This window comes from Sphaerisporangium fuscum (assembly GCF_018531465.1).
In the GTDB taxonomy this organism is placed as follows: domain Bacteria; phylum Actinomycetota; class Actinomycetes; order Streptosporangiales; family Streptosporangiaceae; genus Sphaerisporangium; species Sphaerisporangium fuscum.
In genome coordinates this window covers 102,663-124,544 of record NZ_JAHDTF010000033.1, presented here as the reverse complement: position 1 = coordinate 124,544, position 21,882 = coordinate 102,663, and the positions used below count along the sequence as shown (strand labels likewise).

Genomic DNA, 21,882 nt, shown 5'->3' with positions numbered 1-21,882 from the left:
CCGTCTCTGGGCCGTGAGCCATTACCGCGACGGCCAATACGCGGCCAAGCAGGTATCCTAACTGGCAAATGTCCAGGTCAGAAGGGTTTTTCGGCGGGACTGTAAAACCGTCGGCTCAGCCTACCCAGGTTCGAACCCTGGACCTGCCACCAGCAGAAACCCCAGCTTAGAGGCCCTCCGGGGCCTCTTCTGGTTTTCGGGGGTATGCAGCCGAAGGCCGTCCAGAGCGGCCGTTCGCAGGCCCTCACGGGATACACGCAGGATGGACCTTGGCGCGCGTTTCCCCAGGTCAGGCCCCGCGTTCGGGGCCGCTGGGGGATGAGGCCACGGCCTCGTCATCGTAGGCCGCACTCGAGCACGTATTGGGCACGAAGAGGACCCTTTTGCTGTCCACGACGACGTGGCATGATCGGCTGCATGCTGACCCGAAAGGACAATGCCGCGTAGGCGGCCTGGAGCTCTGCGATCCCAGCGGAGCCGATCATCAGAGCGTGGACCGCGCAAGCACATCCGCGGACTCTCCGCCAAAGCCCAGGGGGCGATATGGCGACTGGAAGATCAACGTTTCTGGCTGAACGCCATAGCCGATGCGTTGGAACAGTACGCCGGCTTTCGTCGAAGGCGAGGCCGGTACGTCTACGTGCACCCGGTGGAATATCTCTGCTGTGATCCAGTAGAGCCTCGTGACCTCTTGGAAGAGGTTCTGCAAGCCCTCCCCGCAGCCGCTCGCGCCGAGCTACGCCTGGTCGTAGATCCACTGGACGAGCAGTTCCGCGCCCGCACCTTGCCCGATCCGAATGTGGCGGCCAGAAGCGGATGGCATGCCGCCGCCTGGTGGCGTCAGCGCTTGACGGGCTGGTGAGGGTTTCGCCGATCAGGCCACAGGAACGCCGAAGGGTCCCGGAGAGCTTCCGGGACCCTGCCTGCACGGCTTGCGCGTCACGCCACCACGGCATCATCGGTCTTCCAATCGGCGATTTCCTGCTGTCCGGCGACGCACTGGCGTAGGCGCAGAGGAGCATGTCAACGCTGTGCCCGGCCCGCTCGGCCACGTCAGATGCCGACACACCCGCGTTGAGCCAGAGCGAGACGGCCGCGTGCCGGAGGTCGTACGGCCTGCGGGCGGGCGGCGAGGCGACCTGGGCGGGGTAGAAAACCTGCTTTCGGGCTTCCTGCCAGACCTCGGTGTAGGCGTGGAGGCGACCACGCCGCCGCGTTCCGTGCGGAAGATCCGCCCGTCCGGGCTGACGCCGAACTCTTCGATGTGTTGCCGAAGGATCTTGGTTTTCGCCCTGGCCGATGCCGAGCAGGTCCACGTGCTCAAGGACCGTGCACGTGCCCTGATCGCCTCCAACAACCTCGCCACCGTGGACGTAGCCAGCTCGACGAGTCCGAGTTCCGGCCTTCCTCTCGTTGATCATCAGTGGTACAGCCGGAGCTGATCGAGGCCCATTACTGACCAAGCTCAGTTTCCGAGAGTTAACAGTAGAAACCGGAGCCGCGACGAATCGGGTCAGGCATCATTCATGTGAGACCGAGCAAGGAGAGATATGCGTTTCAACAATATGATCTATTTCTCCAGGCGGCGGCTGGAAGCCTTCTTCCCGGAACGTCCCGCCAGGCGGCTGTCAACGGTGAACGTGGAGCTAGATCTTCAGGTGGCGACGGTCGGCGGATTGGGGTCGGCAGCGACGAGGAGCAGCAAGGCCGATGCGCGATCTGTGCCGCCCCTGAAGGTGGTACCACCTCGCAGGGAACCACGAGGCGGATCGCGGTAGATCATGATGGGGAGGGGGAAACCCTCCGAGTAAGAGGCTTGCTGTGCGCAGGATGCAATACCGGACTGGGTGCATTCGATCACGATCCAGAACGCATGGAGCGCGCTGCCGCGTACCTAGAACAGTTTCTAGACTGATGATTCGCAGCTGCCCCGACGGCGCTAACAGCAGGGAAGATGTACTGCAGGCAACCGTCAGCATGGCCTTAGCAACGTCGAAGGGTCCTGGAGATCATCCGGGACCCTTGACGTACGGCGAGTCTCAGGTCGCAAGCGCGTCCTCGATCCGCTTGTTTGCGGGCAGCTCTTCCAACTCCACGGGGTACTCAAGGACGTGGCAGAGCGCCACGCTACGGTGTTCGCGCCTGCCTTCTTACCATTGAGGCGAAGGGCGAGCGTATCGAGGGCGATCCGGATGGTCTTGGTCTCGTGCGGCTCCGTCACGGTGAGCGGGGCCGTCTCAAGGCGCCGGATGGCTCGCGTGATGCTCGCGGGATGTTGCGGACGCTTGCCCTGGGGGAGGAGCGCGTACTCGGGCCGCGCCGCCCGTAGGGTCTAGGCGCCGGGACGGCCGGGAGTGTCCCGGATGAGCGCGGAAGCACCAAAGTTCCGCACCGCTGAGCTGTCGCCGTTGAGGACCAGTTCGTCAGCCTCTCCCGTCCGTAAAGCTCGGAGAGAGTTTTCAGCTGACCCCGGTGTTCTGGTGGGCGGTGAAGAAGGTGTCGAGTTCGGACTGTTGTCCGGTGTCGAAGGCGCGTCGGGGGAGGAAGCCCGTGCATTGCTTGTTCACGAAGAGCAGCCAGAACTCGGGGGTGCTCACGATGCGCTGGAACATGGACCACTGCACGGTGCTGGTGGTCCGATCGGTATGGAACTCGTACCCATCGTCGGTCAGCCGGAGCGTGGTGGGCACGCAGAGGTAGGTGAGCTGCCGCTTGCCGGTCCGGCGGATCGCCAGGTTCAGGGCGAAGGGAAACACGATCGCGCCCGCCAGCATGCCCATGCCCATGCCGACGGTGCCGAGCAGGAGGCACACGATTCCTGACACGGTCAGGACCGCTGGGAGTGCCAGATAGGTGACTTTGAGTTGTCGCCTGAGACCCTGTTGAAGAGCTCGTGCCACTTCGTCGGGGGTGGGTTGATACCTGACTTCGATGTCCAACAGAGGCCGCCTTCGTCTGATGTGGAAGTCATCATTCCGGCCTCCGGCCGGAACGCCAATCGTGCTTGATCGGCGGGACCGTACAAGGCAGAGCCGCGGTGCGCCGAATGTGGCGAGGTTCCCTGGCTCGCGAAACCCGCGAGAACGACGCGGCTAGTACGGCTGGCACACCGTGAAGTGCACACTCTCGCTGGCCTTCGAAGGGGTCAGAAGGCGGAAGACGACCGTGTGCCGGCCCGGTTCGAAGGAGCCGAGGGGGTTGCGCTGGTTCTTGGTCGTGCCGGTCACCCAGTCCGTCTTCCATCCCTCGTCCTGGCCGTCCACGATCCAGCGGTAGCCGTACTCCACCTGCTTTCCCGACGGGCCTTTGAGGGTGGCGACAGGGAAGAGGCTGGACGACCAGCAGCCCTTTTCGGTCCGCAGTCCGTCCAGTTTCAGCGACACCAGGCTTACGCTCCCCGCGGCCGCGGTCGTCGTCGTGGTTCTCGGGACGGAAGTGGTGGTCTTCGGCGGGGAGGCCGTAGGGGTGGGTGTCCGCTGCCTGCGTGGGGCTGTGGTGGAGGTTGCGCCGGCGGTTCTGGTGGGCCGCGTCCGCTTGGGCGGCGCGCTGGGCGTCGCGTCGGTGCCCCGCTTCTGCGTGCCGGTTGTCGCGGCGGCGCCCTGGGCCGCGGCCGATGGGGTGGACGCGGTCGTCGTCGCCGGGGCGCGTCTCCATGTGATCGCTCCGGTCACCAGGGCGGCGGACACGACCAGTGCGCCGACACCCGCCGACACCGCCTTCCAGCGTGGGCGACTCCCAGCATGACCCGCCGTACCGGCTGGGCGGCCGATCGGGTCGCCCGCCGCACCACTGTGACGGCCGACGGGGGCGCCTCCCGTACCGCCTGGACGGCCGGCCGGAACGGTTGCCGTACCGCCAGCTGTACCGGTGGGTGGGGCACCGATGAGCTGGAGCAGGACGTCCTGCATGGCGGGCCGGGCGCCGGGGTCCTTGGCCAGGCAGGACAGCACTATCGGGCGTAGCGGCCCCGGCAGGTCGCCCAGGTACGGCTCGTTGTGGAGGATGCGGCGGATCACCGTGGGCAGCGAGTCGTTGCCGAATGGCGGGCTTCCTGTGGCGGCGAACACGATCACCGAGGCCCACGCGAAGACGTCCACCGCGGGAGTGAGCGGGGCGCCCGCGAGCTGTTCGGGCGCCATGTACGCGGGGGTGCCGACGATGCTGCTCGTCACGGTCAGCGAATGGTCGGACGCGCGGGCGATGCCGAAGTCGATGACCCGCGGCCCGTCCCTCCCGAGCAGTACGTTGGCGGGCTTGAAGTCGCGATGCACCACCCCGGCCCGGTGGATCGCCGCCAGTGCGGTGGCGGTCGCCACGGCGAGTCGTTGCAGGTCGGCGCCGGTGTGGCGGCCGGCCTGCTGGAGTGAGGGCCCTTCGACGTACTCGGTGACGATGTACGGCCGGCCGCCCAGGGAGGCGTCGAGCACCTGGGCGATGCAGAACGGCTCCACCCGGCGCGCCGCGTCGATCTCCTTGGCGAAACGGTGGTCACCGGCCAGGCCGTCCGCCAGCACCTTGACCGCGACCGTACGGCCGTCGGGCCCCTGGCCCAGGTAGACCACTCCCTGGCCGCCCGCGCCCAGACGTCCGAGCAGCCGGTAGGGGCCCACGGCCGAGGGGTCCTCTGGCAGGAGCGGGCTCATCACTCGGTCCCGACCGGGCAGATGGTGAACGAGAGCGTTCTCGACGTCGTCGCGGGAGAGGTGAGGCGGAGGGTGATCCGGTGCGGGCCGTTCGGCTGTACCAGCGGGCCGACGACCTGCTGAGTGTGGGACTCGGCGATGACGGACTCGTTGCGTTCCACCACCCGTCCGTCCAGGATCCATTCATAGTGGAACGTGGTGGACAGTTTGGTCCCCTCGACCAGGCCGAAGGTGTTGCTCTGGCCGATCTGACAGTCCTGGGTGTTGGCCTTCCGGGCGCCCATGGCCCATACCCTCGCGATCCGGAAGGAACCACCGCCCGATGAGGTCGTCGGCTTGGGAACGGACACGGTCGGCTTCGCGGTCTGCTTCATGGTCGGCTTCGTCGTGGCCGTCGGTCTCGCCGGGGACGGGCTCTTGGTCCTTTTCGGACGCTCGCGGGGTTTCGTCGGGGGCGGCGTTTTCGCCGAGGTCGCCGTCCTGGCGGGGTTGAACGCCATTGGTGGCGAACTCGGTTGTGGTTCCCGAGGGGCCCAGACGTTGGTGGCTCCCCAGAAGACGGCACCGGCGACCGCCAGCGTCGCCACACCGGAGAGGCCCGCGACGACCACCGTCCTGTTCCCGCGCGGTCGTCGCCGCCGCCCGGGAACCGTGGACGGACTCCTGGCGTCGGCACCGTCCGGACGCCCTGGCGCGGTCTGCCCGCCGAGGAGTTGTAGCAACACGTCGCGCATGGCGGGGCGGCGGGCCGGATCCTTGGCCAGGCACGTCAGGACGATGCCGCGTAACGGTTGCGGCAGGTCGCCGAGCTGTGGCTCGTTGTGCAGGATCCGGTTGATCACCGCGGGCAGCGAATCCTCACCGAACGGGGGCACCCCGGTGGCGGCGAACACGATCACCGACGCCCACGCGAACACGTCGACGGCCGGCCCGATCCGCTCTCCGGCGAGTTGCTCCGGGGCCATGTACGCGGGGGTGCCGACGATGCTGCTCGTAGCCGTGATCCCCGATTCGACAGACCGGGCGATCCCGAAGTCGATCACTCGGGGTCCGCCGTGTCCGAGCAGCACGTTGGCGGGTTTGAAGTCGCGATGGACGATGCCCGCCTGATGGATGGCCGCCAGTGCGGTGGCGGTCGCCACGGCGAGTCGTTGCAGGTCGGCGCCGGTGTGGCGGCCGGCCTGCTGGAGTGAGGGCCCTTCGACGTACTCGGTGACGATGTACGGCCGGTCGCCCAGGGAGGCGTCGAGCACCTGGGCGATGCAGAACGGCTCCACCCGGCGCGCCGCGTCGATCTCCTTCGCGAAGCGCTCGTCCGTGAGTCCCTCGCGCAGCACTTTGACCGCGACCGGTCTGCCGTCGAGCCCCTGGCCCAGATAGACCACGCCTTGCCCGCCCGCGCCCAGACGTCCGAACAACCGGTAGGGCCCCACGGCGGTGGGGTCGCCTTCCCGGAGAGGTTCGACGTGCGACATAGGACTCCTGTGACAGACGTCTGGGGATCTTTGGGCACCATAGTGGGAAATGTCAGACTCGGTGAGCGAGTCGCGTAAACCCGGCTCTCCGCAGTGGAGCGCGCTCCTCCGCTCGCAACCGGTTCCCTGACGGATCAGTGCTTGGCGCGGGTCGTAAGTCTTGGCCCCGCGTCATCACGCCGCCTGCCGCATCAGGCGTGTGGATAGATCACACCGCCCATGAGGCATCCGCCCAAGACTTCCTGGGTCAGGACGACGCCGGTCAGCCGGGCCGCAAGCCGTAGAGCTCGATCTATCGGCTTATCGTCTTCCGTACGGTCTCCCTCGCGGCCAGGATCGAAGCCGACTTCCCTCATCACGTCCACCAGGCGATCCGGATCACTGCCGTATCGCTGTGTGGGGTGCATGTAGTTGAAGCACGTCACCAGTTCTCCGTCGACGGCATACGCGAACTCGTTGGCGTAGTAGTCGTGCCGTAAGACCGACACGACCTCTGTCCCGGCCGACAGTGCCCGCAGGACCGCAGATTCTGTGGCCTGCCAGCCGTACACCTCGATGAGCACGGTCCACTCGTCCAGACGCGCGGCGAGAGCCGTGTCCTGGAACAGTCCCTCGTCCATCAGCGCCTCGTACGTCAGAGGCCGGACGCTGTCCGCTTCGGCACCCATGCGCCGAAGCGCCTCGGCCTCATCGAGGCCTTTCACGTAGGTCAGGCACCACAGATCGCCTAGCTCCTCTTCCTCGACCAGCCAGGCGATGTCCGCGTAAGTGATCTCCACCCGCACACTCTCGTTCTCGGGAACGCCGAATGCAGCCAAGGTAGCGATCAGTACCGACAGTCGTCGCCGGCCCGGGGCATGGGGAGGCCGCCGCATCTCGTGGCGGAGTGCGGCGGCCTTGGTACGGGTGGGCTGTCAGCTTGTCCTGGTTGGTTCGGGTCTGTGGACGGGGATCGTCAGGTCAGGGTGAAGTCGTCGGCGTAGACGTTGGCCTGGCCGTACCAGCCGTGGACCGACAGCGTCACGGTGCCCGAGGACCCGGTGGTGAAGGGCAGCGAGAGCTGGGTCCAGCCGCTGGAGGAGGTCCACGTGCTCGCGCTGGCGCCGCCGGAGACCCCGAGGAAGGCGTAGCTGCCCTGCACCCACGCCTTCAGCGTGTAGGCGTGGTTGGGCGACAGGGTCAGCGTCTGGGTGCACTCGCCGGTCTGGCTCGCGGTCGGGGTCACCTGCAGGGCGTGCGTGCCTCCGTGTACCGGCGATCCGGTCACCGTGCCGCCGGGCTGGCAGTTCCAGGGGGCGAGGCTTCCGGACTCGAAGTCGGCATTGGCGACGGAGCCGCCGCCGGACGACCCGGTGATCGTGAGAGTGAAGGTCGCGCTGTGGCTGCCGGAGGCGGCCGTGCCGGTGACGGTGATCGGGTAGGTTCCCGGCGCCGCCGACGACGTGGTGACCAGCTTGAGCGACGAGGACCCGCCGGCGGTGACGGAGGCGGGGGTCAGGGTGGCGGTGACGCCGGCCGGGGCGCCGGTGGCGGTGAGGTTCACCGTCTGCGCGGGGCCGCTGATGACGGCCGTGTTCACGGTGGCCGTCGCGGTACCGCCGGGGGCGACCGAGCCCGTGGAGGGGGACAGGGTGACCGAGAAGTCGTTGCCCGGGGTGCCGCCGCCACCGGAGAACGGTGCGAAGGTCTGGCTGAAGAACCAGGTGCTCTGGGAGATGCCCGAGCAACTGTCGGAGCCGCCGGTGCCCGGGCAGCCGCCGTTGTCGCGCTGGAGCGCCCAGAACGAGATCATGGCCAGGCCCTTGCTCGTGGCCCAGTTGAGCACGGGGGCGGCGTCGGCGGTGGTGAACGTCTCGGCGGGGCCGTAGTCGTCGATGCCGATCATCTCGGTGACGCCGATCATGTTCCACAGCTCGGTGTCCGACTTGCCGGGGTACAGCGTCTTGAGCTGGTCGTGCAGGCCGGTGGCGGCGGTCTGGGTGTCGGTCGCCATCTGGTGCGTGGCGCCGTCGTAGTAGTCGAACGTCATGATGTTGACGACGTCGATCCTGGCGTTGTTGGTCACCGCGTTGCGCAGGACGTTCAGGCCGCTGGAGGCCAGGCCACTGGTCGTGGTCGGCAGGGTGTAGGCGAACTGCACGGTCTTGCCGTTGGCCGCGGCCCAGTCCTCTACCAGCTTGATCGCCTTGTTGCGGCGGTCGATCCCGGCGCTGTTGGTGAGGGAGTTGTCCTCGATGTCCAGGTCGATGCGGGTGACGCCGTAGGTGGTGATGACGCTCTCGAAGACCGAGGCGATGCTGTTCACGTTCGTGCAGCTGTCGGCGATCTCGGTGCCGGTGTTGTCGGCCGTGTACCCGCCGAAGGACGGGATCACGTCGCCGCCCGAGGCGCGGATGCTGGAGATGGACGCGCCGAAGGTCGAGGACGAGATCGGCATGCTGGTGTCGCCGTTCCAGTACGCCGTGCAGGACCCTTTGGTCGCGGCCTGGAGGAACGCCATGGTGAGGTACTTGGCCCCGGACTGCTGGGACAGTGTCGCCGGGTCGTCCCCGGTCCACGCCTCGAAGTAGGGGGCGAAGACATGGCTGGGGAGCGCGGCCGCCGCGTGGGCGGGCGCGGTGCCCACGACGCCGAGGCCGAACGCCGTGACGGCGGTCGTGACAGCCGCGACCGCCGTGCGCAGCAGAGTGCGGAGGTGCATGAAGACTCCCACGAGTGAAGTCAGGCCGGGTAGTGCCGACCCGGCCCTTGGGGGGTGGCGCACCGCCGGGGCTGTGCCCGCCGCGGTGCGTGCATCAAGTGGAGAGACGTGCCGGATGCGGATCCGCGTACCTCATCGTTGGTTCGGCGGGTTCTTTTGTCAAGTTTCTTAACAGTTCTTTCTTGAAAGCTTCTTAACAGTAGATGATTCTCGCTCGACCTGACCTGCGCTTATGTCGAGTGCCACTTGGGCGGCTCGCGCCTCGTCCTTGAGGGGTCGCTCGCCGAGGTCTGATCCGTGGGTGCGGGAGGAGTCGCCGCCCGGCCTGCGGGGCAGATCGGTGGTATGGGAAAAGAGGATAAAAGGGACGAGATCTCTGTGGGAGACAAGGTCGCCTGGAAGAGCCATGGGTCCGAGGCGACGGGGACCGTCGAGCAGAAGATCACGAAGAGGACCGAGCGGGCCGGACGGGTGGTGGACGCCTCGCCCGAGGAACCGCAGTACCTGGTCAAGAGCGACAAGAGCGGCAGGAAGGCCGTGCACAAGCCCTCCGCGCTCACGAAACGGTCCTGACCTCGACGGCGACGACGGCGAGACCGCCGACCAGGAGAAACCGGTGCGCCGGTAAGCCGGCCGGAATGCCGTTGTCCACTCCGAGGTCAGAGGGGCGCCTCGGTGGTACCTGAATTCCAAGGAAGCAAGGTTCTCGATATGAGAATCCGCTTACGATGAAATCATGCGGCAATCGCGGCGGAGGGGTCGAACATGACCGACACGATAACGGTGTACGGTCCTTCGCTGCTCCTGGCCGTCGGGGCACTTATGATCGGTTCGCCGCAACCCGTGCGCAGGGTTTTCTACCTGGCCGTGTTCCTGGGATCGTCGATCTTCGTGGCGCTCATGGTCGGCGTGTTATGGCGGGATGTGCTCGGCATATGCGTCACCACCCTCGCCCCGGCGGTCGTCATCGCGGCGATCCGGCTGGTGGCGGCCTTCGTGGTCCGATCTTCGTCCGTGAACGAGTGAACACGCCGGCCGATTCAGCGACCCTTCCCCATCTTGTCGTTGATGACGTCGCGTGTGCGGTCCATGATGGCCTGAGGTGAAGTGAGGTCCTTGTCCGTGGCGATGGCGTGCACGGCGGCCTTGATGGCCGTTCCCATGGCGCGTCGCTGGTCTTCGCCGGTGTTTTCCAGGATTATGGGGAACTCCTCGTGCTCCTCGTTCATGGCGTGCTCGAGGACGTCCGTCTTCAGCTTCTCGATGTCGCTGTCGAAGGATTTGTCGTCCGCGCCGCGCTCCATCATTTGGGTCAGGAGTTTCTTGGCCTCCTTCTCCTCGCGCAGCCGTGCCTGAACGACTTTCTTCGCGCCTTTGATGTTCTCCTCGACGTAGGGGTGAACCACCTCCTCCTCGGCGGCCTCGTGGACGGCGAGCATCCGTGCCAGACGCTGGAACGCCTCGGCTCGCCGGGCTCCCTTGGACTTGTCCACCTCGTCGAACATCTCCCGCACGAGGCCGTGCTGACGCAGGAGCAGTGCCACCACGTCGTCCTCACGGAGCTGTTCCATCTGCTTCTCGGTCATCGTTCCGCCTCCCACCTCTGCCGATACCCTGGCGCATCTAGCGAACAACCCGATAAAGCGCCTCATCAGGGAAGCATCACGGCATATCACCCAAACCTGAGCTAACGCGACGCCATCACCGGGTCGGTCAGCTGAGCAGGGCTTGGGCCGCGGACTCCTTCAGGCGCGCGTTCGCCCAGCGCACCTGCCGGAGGGTCTGGGGGTGACAGCGCTCGGCGAGCTCGAGCAGCTCCACCTGCTTCGCCCCTTGCGCGGCCTGGGCGAGCAGTTCCCAGTCCAGGGAGACTCCGGAGGCGACGCGGTAGAGGTGCCGCAGATCGGCCAGCAGGAGCAGGGACGGCTGCGGGTGCCGGCCCAGCCATTCGTCGGCCTTCTCCCGCGCGCGTTCGAGAAGGGTGGGCTCGCCCGCCGGCGAGGGGTCGAGGTCCAGCCCGTAGTGCTTGCCGATGCCGGCCAGCTCGCGTACGTGGTCGTGGCACCAGCGGACGAGGTCGGCGGTGATGTGGTGGGTCTCGTGGTCGGCCTTGTGCCGTTCGGCCATCCGCAACAGAGCATGGGCCAGCTCGTTCTCCGAGCGGTGCAGTTCCCGGATCACCAGATCCAGCTTCACGACGCGCCTCCCGTCGTCATGACCGTCTCTTCCGCATGTGCCGTGTGGTCGCCGGCGGTAGGGGGAACGGCCGCGGCCGGTGCGGACGCCGTGGTCGTCGGAGCCGTCGACGGCCTGCCGTCACCACGCTCCACCAGCGACACCCGGGCGGCGGCGGTCTTGAAGATCGGCTGCTTCGACGCGGCGTCCCAGTCCGTGGGCGTCAGCTCGTTCGCCGCCCGGCCGGGACCGCCGTCCGGACCGTCGCCGCCGGGACGGTCCCAGTAGCCGTAGTGGAACGGCAGGAACAGGACGCCGTCGCGGATCCCGCTCACCCGCAGCCGCGCGCGGACCTCCCCCCGCGCCGTCGCGACCTCGAGCAGGTCGCCCTCGGAGAACCCCAGCCGTTGGGCGTCGGCGACGGACATCTCCACCCACACCTCCGGGGCCGCCCGCTGGAGCTGGGGTGCCCTGGCGGTCTTGGTCCGCGTGTGGAAGTGGTAGAGGGTGCGGCCGGTGGTCAGCCAGAAGGGGTACTCGTCGCGGGTCGTCTCGTGCGGCGGGAAGTACTCGGCCGCCTTGATGACGGCCTTTCCCCAGGGGTTGAGCGCCTTGTACTCGGTGTCGGACAGGGGCGCGCCGGTGATCAGATCGCGTCCGTAACTCTCGCAGTCCTCCGGGGTACTGCGGAACCGGCCGTCGGCGTACAGACGCTCGGTGCCGTCCGGGTGCTCATCGTCGCACGGCCACTGGATGCCGCCGGAGCCGCGCAGCCTGGCGTACGACAGGCCGCTGTAGTCGCACGGACGGCCGCGCGAGCATTCCTTCCAGCCTTCGAACGCCCCCTCGGCGTCGGTCCACTTGACCAGCGGGCCGCCGTCCTTGTCCCGCAGGTCGAGCCGCCGGGCCAGGTCGAGGAAGATGTCCAGGTCCGATCGGGCCTCGCCCGGTGGTTCCACCGCCTTCTCCGACAGGTGCACGGTGCGGTCGGCGTTGGTGAACGTCCCGGTCTTCTCCCCCCAGGCCGCCGCCGGCAGCACCACGTCGGCGAGCTGCGCGGTCTCGGACAGGAAGATGTCCTGCACGACCAGGAAGAGCCGTTCCTGGGACAGGATCGACCGGATGCGGCGCAGCTCCGGCAGCGACACGGCGGGGTTGGACCCGATGACGTGGAGGAAGCGGATGGATCCCTCCTCCATGTACCGGAACATCTGCATGGCGTGGGTGGGCGGCGAGTAGTGCGGGATCGCCATGGGGTCGACGTTCCAGACGCGGGCGAGGTCGCGGACGTGCGCGTCGTTCGACCAGTTGCGGAAGCCCGGCAGGTCGCCGTCCGCGCCGCACTCGCGCGTGTTCTGGGCGCTGGGCTGCCCGTTCATCTGCAGGACGCCGCAGCCGGGGCTTCCCAGCATGCCGCGGACCAGGTGCACGTTGTTCACCTGCACCGCGGCGGCCGTCGCCTGGTGGGACTGGTAGAAGCCCTGCAGGACGGTGGAGAGCAGACGTTCGGCCGTGCCGATCAGCCGCGCGGCCTCGCGCAGGTCGCTCTCGGGGACGTCGCAGATACGCGCGACCTCCTCGACGGGGTACTGGTCCACCGTCTTGCGCAGTTCCTCGAAGCCGACCACGTTGCGGCGCAGGTAGTCCTCGTCGATCCAGCCGTGGGCGAGGATCTCGTGCAGCAAGCCGTTCATCAGGGCGACGTTCGTACCGGGACGGTTCGCCAGGTGGACGGTGGCGGCGCGGGCGACGGGGGTCCTCCGCGGGTCGACGCAGACGAGCGCGGGCGGGTTCGGGCCGGCGAGCCGGTCGAGGACGCGCGTCCACAGGACGGTCTGCGTCTCGGCCATGTTGTGGCCGTAAAGGACGATGACGTCGGCATGGTCGATGTCGGTGTAGCTCGCCGGCTGGCCGTCGCAGCCGAAGGACTCCTTGAGGGCGGCCGCCGCGGTCGCCGTGCACAGGCGGGTGTTGCCGTCGACGTGATTGGTGCCGATGCCGCCGTGCGCGACGAGGGCGAGGGTGTAGTACTCCTCCAGGAACAGCTGACCGGTGGTGTAGAAGCCGACCGAGCTGGGGCCGCGCTCGTCGAGCAGCTCCCGCAGGCGCCCGGTCACGCGGTCCATGGCGGTGTCCCAGTCGGTCTCGACCAGTCGGCCGCCCTCCCGGACGAGCGGCCGGACCAGCCGGTCCGGTGAGGCGTTCGCCTGCCAGCCGTACAGGTCGGTCGGCCCGAGGCGGCCGTGGTTGACGCGATCCTCGGCGCGTCCCCGTACCCCGACGATCTGTCCGTCCTTGACCGCGATGTCCAGGCCGTCGCCGTTGCTGTGCAACATCGTCGCGCTCTGCACCCAGCGGTCCACCTCATCGGGGGTGACTCCTGGACGTAGATACGTGTCCACGCGGGTCGGCCAGGGCTCTCCCGGCCCGTACGGGGTGCGCGTGCCCCAGGGATCGCCGATCCTGTCGATTCGCGGCATACGTCCTCCTCCGGCTACTTCAGCAAGTCGCCTGGCCCGCCGACCGTCCGCTGAGTTCCGCGGCTGTCACTGCTGCCCTCCTGCGCCTCCCTCACGCCTCCCGTCGCCGACGAATCGACGCGGCACGGTCTCCTGCCGGCGATGCGGCCCCACGGCGGAATGGGCGATGCATTTCAGCCGGGCGCGCCGTCGCGGACGTCACTTCTGTCGTATGGCGAGTCGAAACGCAATCGCAACCGAACCGCTTTACCTGGTCTTTAACCTTCCTCTAACCTCGTCACTCGTGAAACGTATCTTGACGGTTCTTGCCGGTTCGGTGGCCGTGGGGATCCTCCCGGCCGTTCCCGCGTCCGCCGCCGCCACTTCGGCCGCCGCCTATCCGGTGAAGAGCGCCGCTCTCACCGACAATCCGTTGTACTCGGCCGGACCGCTGCCGGTCGGCAAGTGCCCGGAAAAGCCGGTGAAGAAGCTGAACGCGGGTTCGGCGAAAAGCTACCTGAACAGTGTCCTGACCTGCCTTGACGACACCTGGTCCGCGCATCTGGAGAAGGCGGGCGTGAAGTGGTCGAAACCTAGGGTGACATACGTGACCAAGGCGCCTGCGAAGTTCTGTCAGGTGAAGTGGGACAAGGACTGGGACGCCTACTACTGCGACGCCTCGCGGACCATTCAGATCCTGCTGAGCAAGAGGCTTCTGGAGGAGCCGGAGGACCTGTTCCTGTTCAATCTGCTGGCGACCTATTACGGTGAGCACGTGCAGAACATGGCGGGCGTGTTTTCTGCCTGGCAGGACATGACGTACCGCAATAAGTCCGAGCTTGCCGAACAGGACCGGCGGTACAGCCTGCAGAACGTCTGTTTTTCCGGAGCCTTCATCGGCAGCGTTTGGAAGTCACTCCACCGCAGCAAGGACGAGTGGGACGATCTGCTCTACTTCGTGCGCGGCTGGGAGAGCAAGCACGACGGCACCAGGAAGTCGCTCACCTATTGGATCAACCAGGGCTTCAAGTCCGCCGACCCGGGCTCCTGCAACACCTGGAGCGCGCCGTCGTCCAAGGTGGCGTGACGACCAGGCCAGGAGGGAAGGCCGCCGTGCGTACGCGGCAACCTTCCCTTCGCCGGAGGCGGTGACCGCGGGGTCCTCGCGAAGCGATGACTTCGTGAAGACCTCCGCGATCGTCCGTCAGCGGGCCGGCCGGCTCAGCGGAGGAACTCCAGGAGCGCTGGCACGATGGCGTCGGGAGTGGGGCCGTGGCCTTGGCCCGGGAGGACGCGTCGCGTCGCGTCGGGCAGAGCCGCCGCCACCGCGTCGGCGGCCTCGGGCATGCCGGGGAAGGTCTGGTCACCCGAGTACACGATCGCCGGCACCGTGATCGCGGCCCAGCGGCCGGGCCAGTCGGGATCGGTGTTGATCTCCTGGCACGCCGTGAGGTCGTAGACGAGCGTGGGGGCGACGGCCACCATGTCCGCCCATCCGGGCGACTGCGCCATGCCGTCGACGACCTGGGGCGGCACCCCGATCACCGCGGTCATGTTGTAGCGCATCGCCTCGTCGTTCTTGCCGGCGTCCAGCAGCGAGCGCAGCGTGGCGATGTGCTCGGCATGGTCGACGCCGGCGAACAGCGGCGGCTCGTAGAGCGCCAGCGCGGTGACACCGACGCCGGCGTCCGCGGCCGCCAGAGCCACGGTCGCTCCCGACGAGCTGCTGTACAGAGTCGCGGTGCCACCGGCCGCCTTGATCAGCGCGGCGACGTCCTCGACCTCTCGCTCCAGGGCCCACGGGGCGGTGTCGCCGGATCGTCCTCGCCCGCGCCGGTCGTAGTCGATCGCCGTGAAGCCCTCGGCCGCGAGCCGCTGCGCGAACTGCGAGGTGTTCTGGTCGATGGCGCGGTACTGGGTGGCGCCGCCGACGAAGATGACGGCCGGCCCGTCGCCGTGACGGTCGTAGTCGATGATCGTGCCGTCCTGAGAGGTGACGGTGCTCAAGAGTGCCTCGATTCGTGGAGACTCTTCGTGGTCGTTCGGCGTGGCGGTGGACACACCGACCCGCGTCCGGCGCGGGCGGCGGCGCCGGACGGCAGGGAGCGGCAGGCGTGGCGCCGCCGCGGGACCAACAGTACGGGCACGGACCGACATTCTTGGCCGTCACGTCCGGACGCTGTACTCAAGCGGTGATGCCGTGCTGAGCCGGCGCCGATGATCGCTTCAGGATGGTGAGCGCCCGCTGCCGATGTACGCGGTCACCTCGATCTCTATGCGCATTCTCGGGTCCGACAGGCCGCAGGCGATCATGGTGGCGGCCGGGCGGATGTCCTCGAAGTGGCGGCGGAGGGTCGGCCAGCAGGGTTCGAAGTCGCCGGGGTCCGGGAGCATGTAGGTGACCCGGACCACGTCCGCGAGGGCGGCCCCGGCCTCCCGCAAGGCGGCCTCGATGTTGCGCAGGCACTGTTCCGCCTGCTCCACCACATCGTCGGAGATCGTCATCGTCCGGTAGTCGAAGCCCGTCGTGCCGGACACGTGCACCCATCCGTCCACGACGACCGCCCGGGAGTACCCGATGGCCTTCTCGAAGCCGGATCCGCTGGAGATCAACCTGCGTGCTGCCGTCATGGCGAGCATCCTCACAGGGCCTCGATCGATATGTCCAACACGCCTACAGCACACCGGTGATATCTCTGGTGATATGGATGAACCCCGCCCCGAGCTGGAGTCGCGGCAGCTTCACGCGTTCGTGGTGCTGGCCGGTGAGCTGCACTTCGGGCGCGCGGCCGAACGGCTCGGGATCGCGCAGCCGCCGTTCAGCCAGCAGATCCGCAGGCTGGAGGAGCGGGTGGGCTACCCGCTGTTCGAGCGCACCTCGCGCGGGGTCAGGCTCACGCCGGCCGGACGGCAGTTGCTTCCCGCCGCGCGCCAGGCCCTGGAGCAGGTGAACAGCGGGCTGGAAGCCGCCAGGCGGACGGGCAGGGGTGAGCTCGGGACGTTGCGGCTCGGCTTCGCGGCCTCTCTCGCGCTGACCGTCCTTCCCGGGGTGATCGCGGCCTTCCGGCAGGCGCACGAAGGGGTCCGCCTGGAGGTTCACGAGATGACGACGACCGAACAGGTGCGGGCCCTGCACGCCGAGCGCATCGACGTCGGACTGGTGCGCGAGGCCGTCGACCGGGAAGGGCTGACCGCCGAGCCGCTGCTGTCGGAGGAGGTCGTGGCCGTGCTCCCCGCGACCCATCCGCTGGCCGGCGAGCGCCGCGTGCCGCTGGAGGCGCTGGCCGGGGAGCCGTTGGTGCTCTTCCCGCGTGAGCACGGTCCCGAGTTCCACGACCGGCTGGTCGAGCTCTGCCGCCGGGCCGGTTTCACACCACGCGTCGCGCAGCGGGCGGTGGAGTGGCAGACGGTGTGCGCGCTGGTCGCGGCCGGGCTGGGGGTTAGCCTCGCACCCGCGGGCGTCCGGCGCATCCGGATCACCGGGGTCGCCTACCGGCGGCTCGCGGGAGGTTCTCCACGTACGACGGTCACGCTGTGCCACCGCCGTGAGGACTCCACCCCGCTCCTCACCCGCTTCCTGGAGACGGCGCGGGCGTACGTGGCGGCGCGCGGCCGGTGACCGGGAGTCCGGTGGCCGGCCGGCCGGCGTACGATCACGGTGCGAGGGCCGCGCCCGCCGGTGGAACCGCTTCGAACGCCAGGTCCGATCTCCGCCAGCTTCCCGTGAACCGCCTGGGTGAGACTGGGGCGCGTGACTGCGACCACCTCGACGCACAGCAGGATCGAACCGGGCATTCTCTACTTCGGTACGCCTGTGGTGCTGCTCTCGACCTCGAACGAGGACGGCTCGCCGAACCTCGCGCCCATGTCGTCGGCCTTCTGGCTCGGGTGGCGGGCCATGCTGGGCCTCGGCTCTCGTTCACAGACCGCACAGAACATGCTGCGTACCCGTGAGTGCGTGATGAACCTGCCCTCCGACGCGCTCGCCTCGGCCGTCGACCGGCTGGCGCTGACGACCGGGGCGGACCCGGTTCCCGAGCGCAAGTACGAGCGGGGCTACCGCCATGTGCGCGACAAGTTCCGGCGGGCCGGGCTGACGGCGATCGCCGCCGAGACCGTGACGCCGCCGCGGGTGGCCGAGTGCCCGGTGAACATGGAGGCGGTCGTCGAGGCGGTGCACCCGCTCGCCGAGGACGACGAGGGGCAGCGCGGCGGGATCCTGGTCTTCGAGGTGCGCGTGCAGCGCGTCCATGTGCACGAGGAGATCCGGATGAAGGGGACGAACGACCGCATCGACCCGGATGCGTGGCGCCCAATGATCATGAGCTTCCAGAAGCTCTACGGGCTCGGCCCGCAGGTGCACCCGTCGACGCTGGCACGAATTCCCGAGGAGCTCTACCGCGGCCCGGACATCGAGCGGGCCCGGGAAGTGCCCGCGATCTGACCCTGACCACTTCGAGGGCCGGTGGGGGCTGGAATGGGTCAGATCCCAGGTTCCGGCCCTCGGGGACCCGGCCTGTTCGTACGTCCTGGCCTAGTTGTTCGAAGGCGGCTTCGGAGGCCGCCTAGCGGGTTCGTAGGGGTATGTCCAGGTGAACGGCGCCGATCGCCAGTGCGCCGGCGATCGGCAGCGCCGCCCACCGTGCCCAGTGACGCTGGAGGCCCCGGCGGCCGTCCCGCCTCGCGACCGCGATCGCCAGGCGGAGGATCCAGATGGCGATGATCGCCGGGGTCCCGAAGAATGTCAGAAGGAACACGTTGAAGTACCCGCCGGGCGCGCTGGCGTCGTACAACAACAGCAACGCGTCGGCGGCGGTGGCGCCGAGGAGCGGCAGGCCGGGCGGTGCCGCGAGTATGCGGAGCGGCGCGAACGGCCGCGGGGTGCCGTCCGGCTGGGGGAGTGACTCCCCGATGGGCGCGCTTTCCACAGTTTTCTCCCCTTGATACCTCGGCTTCGCCACGAACCCTGGCCGCGCCGCACCTCTTGATGTCTTGTCCGGACTCCTAGAACCGGTTCACCGGGTGCTCGCCGTAGGGCGGCGCCGGGTTCGCCGTACGGCTTCTCACCGACGCGGCGCCCCAGTGGTGAGGCACGCGCAGCCGCGAGCGGGGGTGGAGCGCGGGGAGGGGAGTGCGGGGAGAGCGCGGGGAGGGGGAGTGCGGGGAGAGCGCGGGGAGGGGGAGTGCGGGGAGAGGTGGGGGCGTCCGCCGGGGTGCTGGTAGGTGGGGCGTTGGTCGGTGGGGTGGAGCTGCCGGGGCGTGGCGTCGGGTGGCCTGGCGGACAGCGAAAATCGGACAGATCTCCGCATATCAACTTGAAAGTTGCTTAAGGCAATAATATATACTTGCCCTAGGCAACCAGATGGAGGCGGGTCATGGCGTCCGAGGAGAGCTGCGGCGAGTTGCTCGTCCGATTGAGCGATGTGAACACGGTGATCAGGGCGGTCAAGCGCGAGATGCCCTTCGCCGGGCCGCGATCCGGTCTCGCCATGCTGATGGCGCTGGCCCGGTGCGGTGAGCTGCGCCTGGGCGAGCTGGCCGACCTGTTCGACGTCGATCAGTCCGTCGTGAGCAGGCACGTGGCGGACCTGCAGGAGCACGGCTGGATCGAGCGTATCCCCAACCCGCGCGACGGGCGCTCCTGGTACGTGCGGCTGGCCCCGGACGGCGGGCGCATCGTCGAGGAGGCCACCGCTCATGTCCGCCAGATGTTCGCCGGCATGTTGCAGGACTGGGACGACGAGGAGATCGCCGAGCTCGCCGGTCTGCTCGCCCGGCTCCGCGCCAGCTTCGACGCCCGCCGTGGCTGCCCCTCACACTTCTCCCGCGCGGCACGGCCCCACGAGGCGCCGCGTTCCCCCAAGCCGAAGACGGCCGCCACACCCCGGACGGCTCGTACGGCACAGACCGCGAAAGGAAATTGATGGCAACCGCAGTATCGACCGGAGCTCGGGAGGCGGCCCCCGACGCCGCCCCGATGTCTCATCGGCAGATCCTGGAAGCGCTATCGGGCCTGCTGCTCGGCATGTTCGTGGCGATCCTGTCGTCGACGGTCGTGTCGAACGCGCTGCCCACGATCATCGCCGACCTGAAAGCGGACGAGACCACCTACACCTGGGTCATCACCGCGTCGCTGCTCGCCACCACTGTCTCCACCCCGATCTGGGGCAAGCTCGCCGACCTGACGAGCAAGAAGGTGCTGGTTCAGCTCGGCCTGGTGGTCTTCGTCGCCGGTTCGGCGTTCGCGGGTCTGGCGCAGAATCCCGGGATGCTGATCGCGGCCCGGGTGGTCCAGGGGCTCGGGGCCGGCGGCCTCACGGCGCTGGCCCAGGTGATCATGGCGGCGATCATCTCGCCCCGTGAGCGCGGCCGCTACTCCGGCTACCTTGGCGCGGTGTTCGCCCTCGCCACCATCGGCGGCCCGCTGATCGGCGGCGTCATCGTCGACACCTCGTGGCTCGGCTGGCGCTGGTGCTTCTACGTCGGCGTCCCGTTCGCCCTGGTCGCGCTGATCGTCCTGCAGAAGACGCTGCACGTCCCCGTCTACCGGCGCGAGGTGCGCATCGACTGGGCCGGCGCCACGCTGATCACCGCGGCCGTGTCGCTGCTGCTGGTGTGGGTGTCGTTCGCCGGGAACAAGTACGACTGGATGTCCTGGCAGACCGCGGCCATGGTCGGCGGCGCCGTCGTGCTGGCACTGCTCTTCCTGCTCGTCGAGTCCAAGGCCGAGGAGCCGATCGTCCCGCTGCGCCTGTTCCGCAAGAGCGCGATCAGCCTGGCCGTGCTGGCCAGCCTCCTCGTCGGCGTCGCGATGTTCGGCGCCACCACCTTTCTGAGCCAGTACTTCCAGCTCGCGCGCGGTGAGACGCCGACGATGGCCGGTGTCATGACCCTGCCGATGATCCTCGGGCTGGCGATCTCGTCGACGGTCGCGGGGCAGATCATCACGCGTACCGGCCGCTGGAAGATCTTCCTCATCATCGGCGGCCTGTTCCTCACGGCCGGGTTCGGCCTGATGGGGACGCTGCGGTACGACACCGAGTACTGGGTGCTGGCGATCTACATGTTCTGCATGGGCGCCGGTGTCGGCATGACCATGCAGAACCTCGTCCTGTCCGTCCAGAACCAGGTCCGCCCGCAGGAGCTCGGCGCGGCCAGCTCGGTCGTGGCGTTCTTCCGTACCCTCGGCGGAGCGATCGGCGTGTCGGCGCTCGGCGCGGTGCTCGGTCACCGGGTGACCGACTACCTGCGGGAGGGCCTGGCCAAGCTGGGCATCCACAGCGCCCCGGCGGGTGGCGGCGTGCCCCGGCTGTCCGAGCTGCCCGCCCCGGTCCGCGGCGTGGTGGAGGACGCCTACGGCCACGGCGTCGGCGACGTGTTCCTGTACGCGGCGCCGTGCGCCCTGCTGGCCCTGCTGGCCATCCTGTTCATCAAGGAGATCCCGCTGCGCACCGCCAGCGCCGAGCAGATCCGCGCCGGCGCCGACGAGCACGCCCCGGCCCGCGGCAACGGTGTCGTGCCCGGCCGCCACGCCCAGCGCGAGGCCGAGGAGCCCGCGGGCTGGGAGGACCAGGAGCTCGCCCTGAGCGACAGCCCCCTTTCCGACACCAGGGACGTGCCGGCCGTCGGAGCGCCGCCCGCGGGCGCCGAGAACGGGAGCGGCATCCGCGGGTTCATCCGGGGCGCCGACGGCTCCCCTGTGGGCCACGCGACCCTGACCCTGATCGACGTACGCGGCCACCAGCTCGGCCGCGCGGTCACACAGGCCGAGGGCGGGTACAGCCTGTGGACGCCCGGCAGCGGCACCTACGTGCTCATCGCCTCGGCGGCCGACCACGACCCGCAGGTCGCCACGCTCGTCGTCGGTGACCGGCCCCTCGACTTCGACCTGGTGCTGACGGGCTCGGGCAAGCTGATCGGCGTCGTGCGGGACCCGCTGGGCGCGCCGGTCGAGGGCGCGATGGTCGTCGTGACGGACGTGCGCGGCGAGGTCGTCACCACCGGCACGACCGGCGCGGACGGCGCCTTCGGCTTCGCCGGCGTCGTGGCGGGCACCTACACGCTCGCGGTCAGCGCCGAGGGCCACCGTCCGGCCGCCGTGCCCGTCGAGGTCGGCGCCGGCCAGACCCGGCAGGACGTCGAACTGCTGCTCGGCGCGCACGTGCACGGCACGGTCCGGGTGAAGGACGGCCGCCCGCTGGCCGACGCCCGGGTCACGCTGCTCGACGCCGCGGGCAACGTCGTCGGCACCTCGACGACCGGCGAGGACGGCGAGTACGCCTTCGCCGACCTCACCGGCGGCCAGTACACCGTCATCGCGACCGGCTACCCGCCCGTGGCCAGCACCCTGACGATCAACGGGCGGGGTGACGACGCCCACGACCTGTGGCTCGGCCACGCCGAATGACCGCGGCGGAAAGTGAGAGCAC

19 protein-coding genes are annotated in these 21,882 nt (G+C 68.6%); 8 read left to right on the top strand and 11 right to left on the bottom strand.

The features are described 5' to 3' along the window. The first annotated feature begins 1,528 nt into the window (after window positions 1–1,528). Entirely contained in the window at window positions 1,529–1,915 is a 387-nt protein-coding gene (locus tag KIK05_RS49165) for an endonuclease domain-containing protein (protein ID WP_214415354.1), read from the top strand. Window positions 1,916–2,459: 544 nt separating this feature from the next. Here KIK05_RS49165 and KIK05_RS36175 read toward each other — a convergent pair. From KIK05_RS36175 to KIK05_RS36155, 5 genes are all read right to left on the bottom strand, one after another. Beyond that, window positions 2,460–2,939: a YcxB family protein gene (locus KIK05_RS36175; protein ID WP_214415353.1), complete on the bottom strand. Its 480-nt coding sequence runs from the start codon at window positions 2,937–2,939 to the stop codon at window positions 2,460–2,462. A 153-nt stretch (window positions 2,940–3,092) separates the two neighbouring features. Further along, on the bottom strand, window positions 3,093–4,643 hold the full coding sequence (locus KIK05_RS36170; protein ID WP_250564019.1) for a serine/threonine-protein kinase: 1,551 nt from the start codon (window positions 4,641–4,643) through the stop codon (window positions 3,093–3,095). Next, entirely contained in the window at window positions 4,643–6,118 is a 1,476-nt protein-coding gene (locus tag KIK05_RS36165; protein WP_214415351.1) for a serine/threonine protein kinase, read from the bottom strand. Before KIK05_RS36165 ends, KIK05_RS36170 begins: the two co-directional genes overlap by 1 nt. Before the next feature lie 191 nt (window positions 6,119–6,309). Then, window positions 6,310–6,897 (bottom strand): DUF6461 domain-containing protein, encoded by a 588-nt coding sequence (locus KIK05_RS36160; protein ID WP_214415350.1) that lies wholly within the window; start codon window positions 6,895–6,897, stop codon window positions 6,310–6,312. A 176-nt stretch (window positions 6,898–7,073) separates the two neighbouring features. Next, a complete protein-coding gene (locus KIK05_RS36155) occupies window positions 7,074–8,819 on the bottom strand; it encodes a glycosyl hydrolase family 18 protein (protein ID WP_214415349.1) in 1,746 nt (581 codons plus the stop codon). Between the two features lie 378 nt (window positions 8,820–9,197). Between KIK05_RS36155 and KIK05_RS36150 the strand changes: the two genes are divergently transcribed. Next, window positions 9,198–9,392, top strand: coding sequence for a hypervirulence associated TUDOR domain-containing protein (locus tag KIK05_RS36150; protein ID WP_308250250.1), 195 nt, complete (start codon window positions 9,198–9,200; stop codon window positions 9,390–9,392). A 192-nt stretch (window positions 9,393–9,584) separates the two neighbouring features. After that, window positions 9,585–9,845 carry a hypothetical protein gene (locus KIK05_RS36145; protein ID WP_214415347.1) on the top strand — a complete coding sequence of 87 codons (261 nt, stop codon included), beginning with the start codon at window positions 9,585–9,587 and terminating at the stop codon, window positions 9,843–9,845. 14 nt (window positions 9,846–9,859) lie between these two features. Here the strand turns inward: KIK05_RS36145 and KIK05_RS36140 are convergent, their stop codons facing one another. From KIK05_RS36140 to KIK05_RS36130, 3 genes are all read right to left on the bottom strand, one after another. Then, window positions 9,860–10,405, bottom strand: a complete 546-nt coding sequence (locus KIK05_RS36140) for a hemerythrin domain-containing protein (RefSeq protein WP_214415346.1) — start codon at window positions 10,403–10,405, stop codon at window positions 9,860–9,862. Window positions 10,406–10,532: 127 nt separating this feature from the next. Continuing rightward, window positions 10,533–11,015, bottom strand: a complete 483-nt coding sequence (locus KIK05_RS36135; protein WP_214415345.1) for a hypothetical protein — start codon at window positions 11,013–11,015, stop codon at window positions 10,533–10,535. Further along, on the bottom strand, window positions 11,012–13,474 hold the full coding sequence (locus KIK05_RS36130; RefSeq protein ID WP_214415344.1) for a molybdopterin oxidoreductase family protein: 2,463 nt from the start codon (window positions 13,472–13,474) through the stop codon (window positions 11,012–11,014). The genes KIK05_RS36135 and KIK05_RS36130 overlap by 4 nt, the downstream gene beginning before the upstream one ends. Before the next feature lie 283 nt (window positions 13,475–13,757). Here KIK05_RS36130 and KIK05_RS36125 point away from each other — a divergent pair, with 283 nt between their 5' ends. Further along, entirely contained in the window at window positions 13,758–14,540 is a 783-nt protein-coding gene (locus KIK05_RS36125) for a hypothetical protein (RefSeq protein WP_214415343.1), read from the top strand. Window positions 14,541–14,674: 134 nt separating this feature from the next. On the opposite strand, the gene KIK05_RS36120 is transcribed toward KIK05_RS36125, so the two are convergent. After that, window positions 14,675–15,460 carry an alpha/beta fold hydrolase gene (locus tag KIK05_RS36120; protein WP_214415342.1) on the bottom strand — a complete coding sequence of 262 codons (786 nt, stop codon included), beginning with the start codon at window positions 15,458–15,460 and terminating at the stop codon, window positions 14,675–14,677. 219 nt (window positions 15,461–15,679) lie between these two features. Then, window positions 15,680–16,084 (bottom strand): RidA family protein, encoded by a 405-nt coding sequence (locus tag KIK05_RS36115; protein WP_214415341.1) that lies wholly within the window; start codon window positions 16,082–16,084, stop codon window positions 15,680–15,682. Window positions 16,085–16,157: 73 nt separating this feature from the next. On the opposite strand from KIK05_RS36115, the gene KIK05_RS36110 reads away from it, so the two are divergent. Further along, window positions 16,158–17,072 carry a LysR family transcriptional regulator gene (locus KIK05_RS36110; protein ID WP_214415340.1) on the top strand — a complete coding sequence of 305 codons (915 nt, stop codon included), beginning with the start codon at window positions 16,158–16,160 and terminating at the stop codon, window positions 17,070–17,072. A 132-nt stretch (window positions 17,073–17,204) separates the two neighbouring features. Beyond that, window positions 17,205–17,897 (top strand): flavin reductase family protein, encoded by a 693-nt coding sequence (locus KIK05_RS36105; RefSeq protein ID WP_308250249.1) that lies wholly within the window; start codon window positions 17,205–17,207, stop codon window positions 17,895–17,897. A 121-nt stretch (window positions 17,898–18,018) separates the two neighbouring features. On the opposite strand, the gene KIK05_RS36100 is transcribed toward KIK05_RS36105, so the two are convergent. After that, on the bottom strand, window positions 18,019–18,381 hold the full coding sequence (locus KIK05_RS36100) for a hypothetical protein (protein WP_214415338.1): 363 nt from the start codon (window positions 18,379–18,381) through the stop codon (window positions 18,019–18,021). 447 nt (window positions 18,382–18,828) lie between these two features. Between KIK05_RS36100 and KIK05_RS36095 the strand changes: the two genes are divergently transcribed. Together KIK05_RS36095 and KIK05_RS36090 are read left to right on the top strand one after the other, a co-directional pair. Then, window positions 18,829–19,377 (top strand): MarR family winged helix-turn-helix transcriptional regulator, encoded by a 549-nt coding sequence (locus KIK05_RS36095; RefSeq protein WP_214415337.1) that lies wholly within the window; start codon window positions 18,829–18,831, stop codon window positions 19,375–19,377. Continuing rightward, complete coding sequence (locus KIK05_RS36090) at window positions 19,377–21,860, top strand: MFS transporter (protein WP_214415336.1); 2,484 nt, start codon at window positions 19,377–19,379, stop codon at window positions 21,858–21,860. Before KIK05_RS36095 ends, KIK05_RS36090 begins: the two co-directional genes overlap by 1 nt. Window positions 21,861–21,882: the final 22 nt, after the last annotated feature.

Coding starts and splice junctions, on each gene's coding strand:
- KIK05_RS36170 (WP_250564019.1), bottom strand. CDS start 4,643: ATGAGCCCGCTCCTGCCAGAGGACCCCTCGGCCGTGGGCCCCTACCGG.
- KIK05_RS36165 (WP_214415351.1), bottom strand. CDS start 6,118: ATGTCGCACGTCGAACCTCTCCGGGAAGGCGACCCCACCGCCGTGGGG.
- KIK05_RS36155 (WP_214415349.1), bottom strand. CDS start 8,819: ATGCACCTCCGCACTCTGCTGCGCACGGCGGTCGCGGCTGTCACGACC.
- KIK05_RS36145 (WP_214415347.1), top strand. CDS start 9,585: ATGACCGACACGATAACGGTGTACGGTCCTTCGCTGCTCCTGGCCGTC.
- KIK05_RS36140 (WP_214415346.1), bottom strand. CDS start 10,405: ATGACCGAGAAGCAGATGGAACAGCTCCGTGAGGACGACGTGGTGGCA.
- KIK05_RS36130 (WP_214415344.1), bottom strand. CDS start 13,474: ATGCCGCGAATCGACAGGATCGGCGATCCCTGGGGCACGCGCACCCCG.
- KIK05_RS36115 (WP_214415341.1), bottom strand. CDS start 16,084: ATGACGGCAGCACGCAGGTTGATCTCCAGCGGATCCGGCTTCGAGAAG.
- KIK05_RS36110 (WP_214415340.1), top strand. CDS start 16,158: ATGGATGAACCCCGCCCCGAGCTGGAGTCGCGGCAGCTTCACGCGTTC.
- KIK05_RS36095 (WP_214415337.1), top strand. CDS start 18,829: ATGGCGTCCGAGGAGAGCTGCGGCGAGTTGCTCGTCCGATTGAGCGAT.
- KIK05_RS36090 (WP_214415336.1), top strand. CDS start 19,377: ATGGCAACCGCAGTATCGACCGGAGCTCGGGAGGCGGCCCCCGACGCC.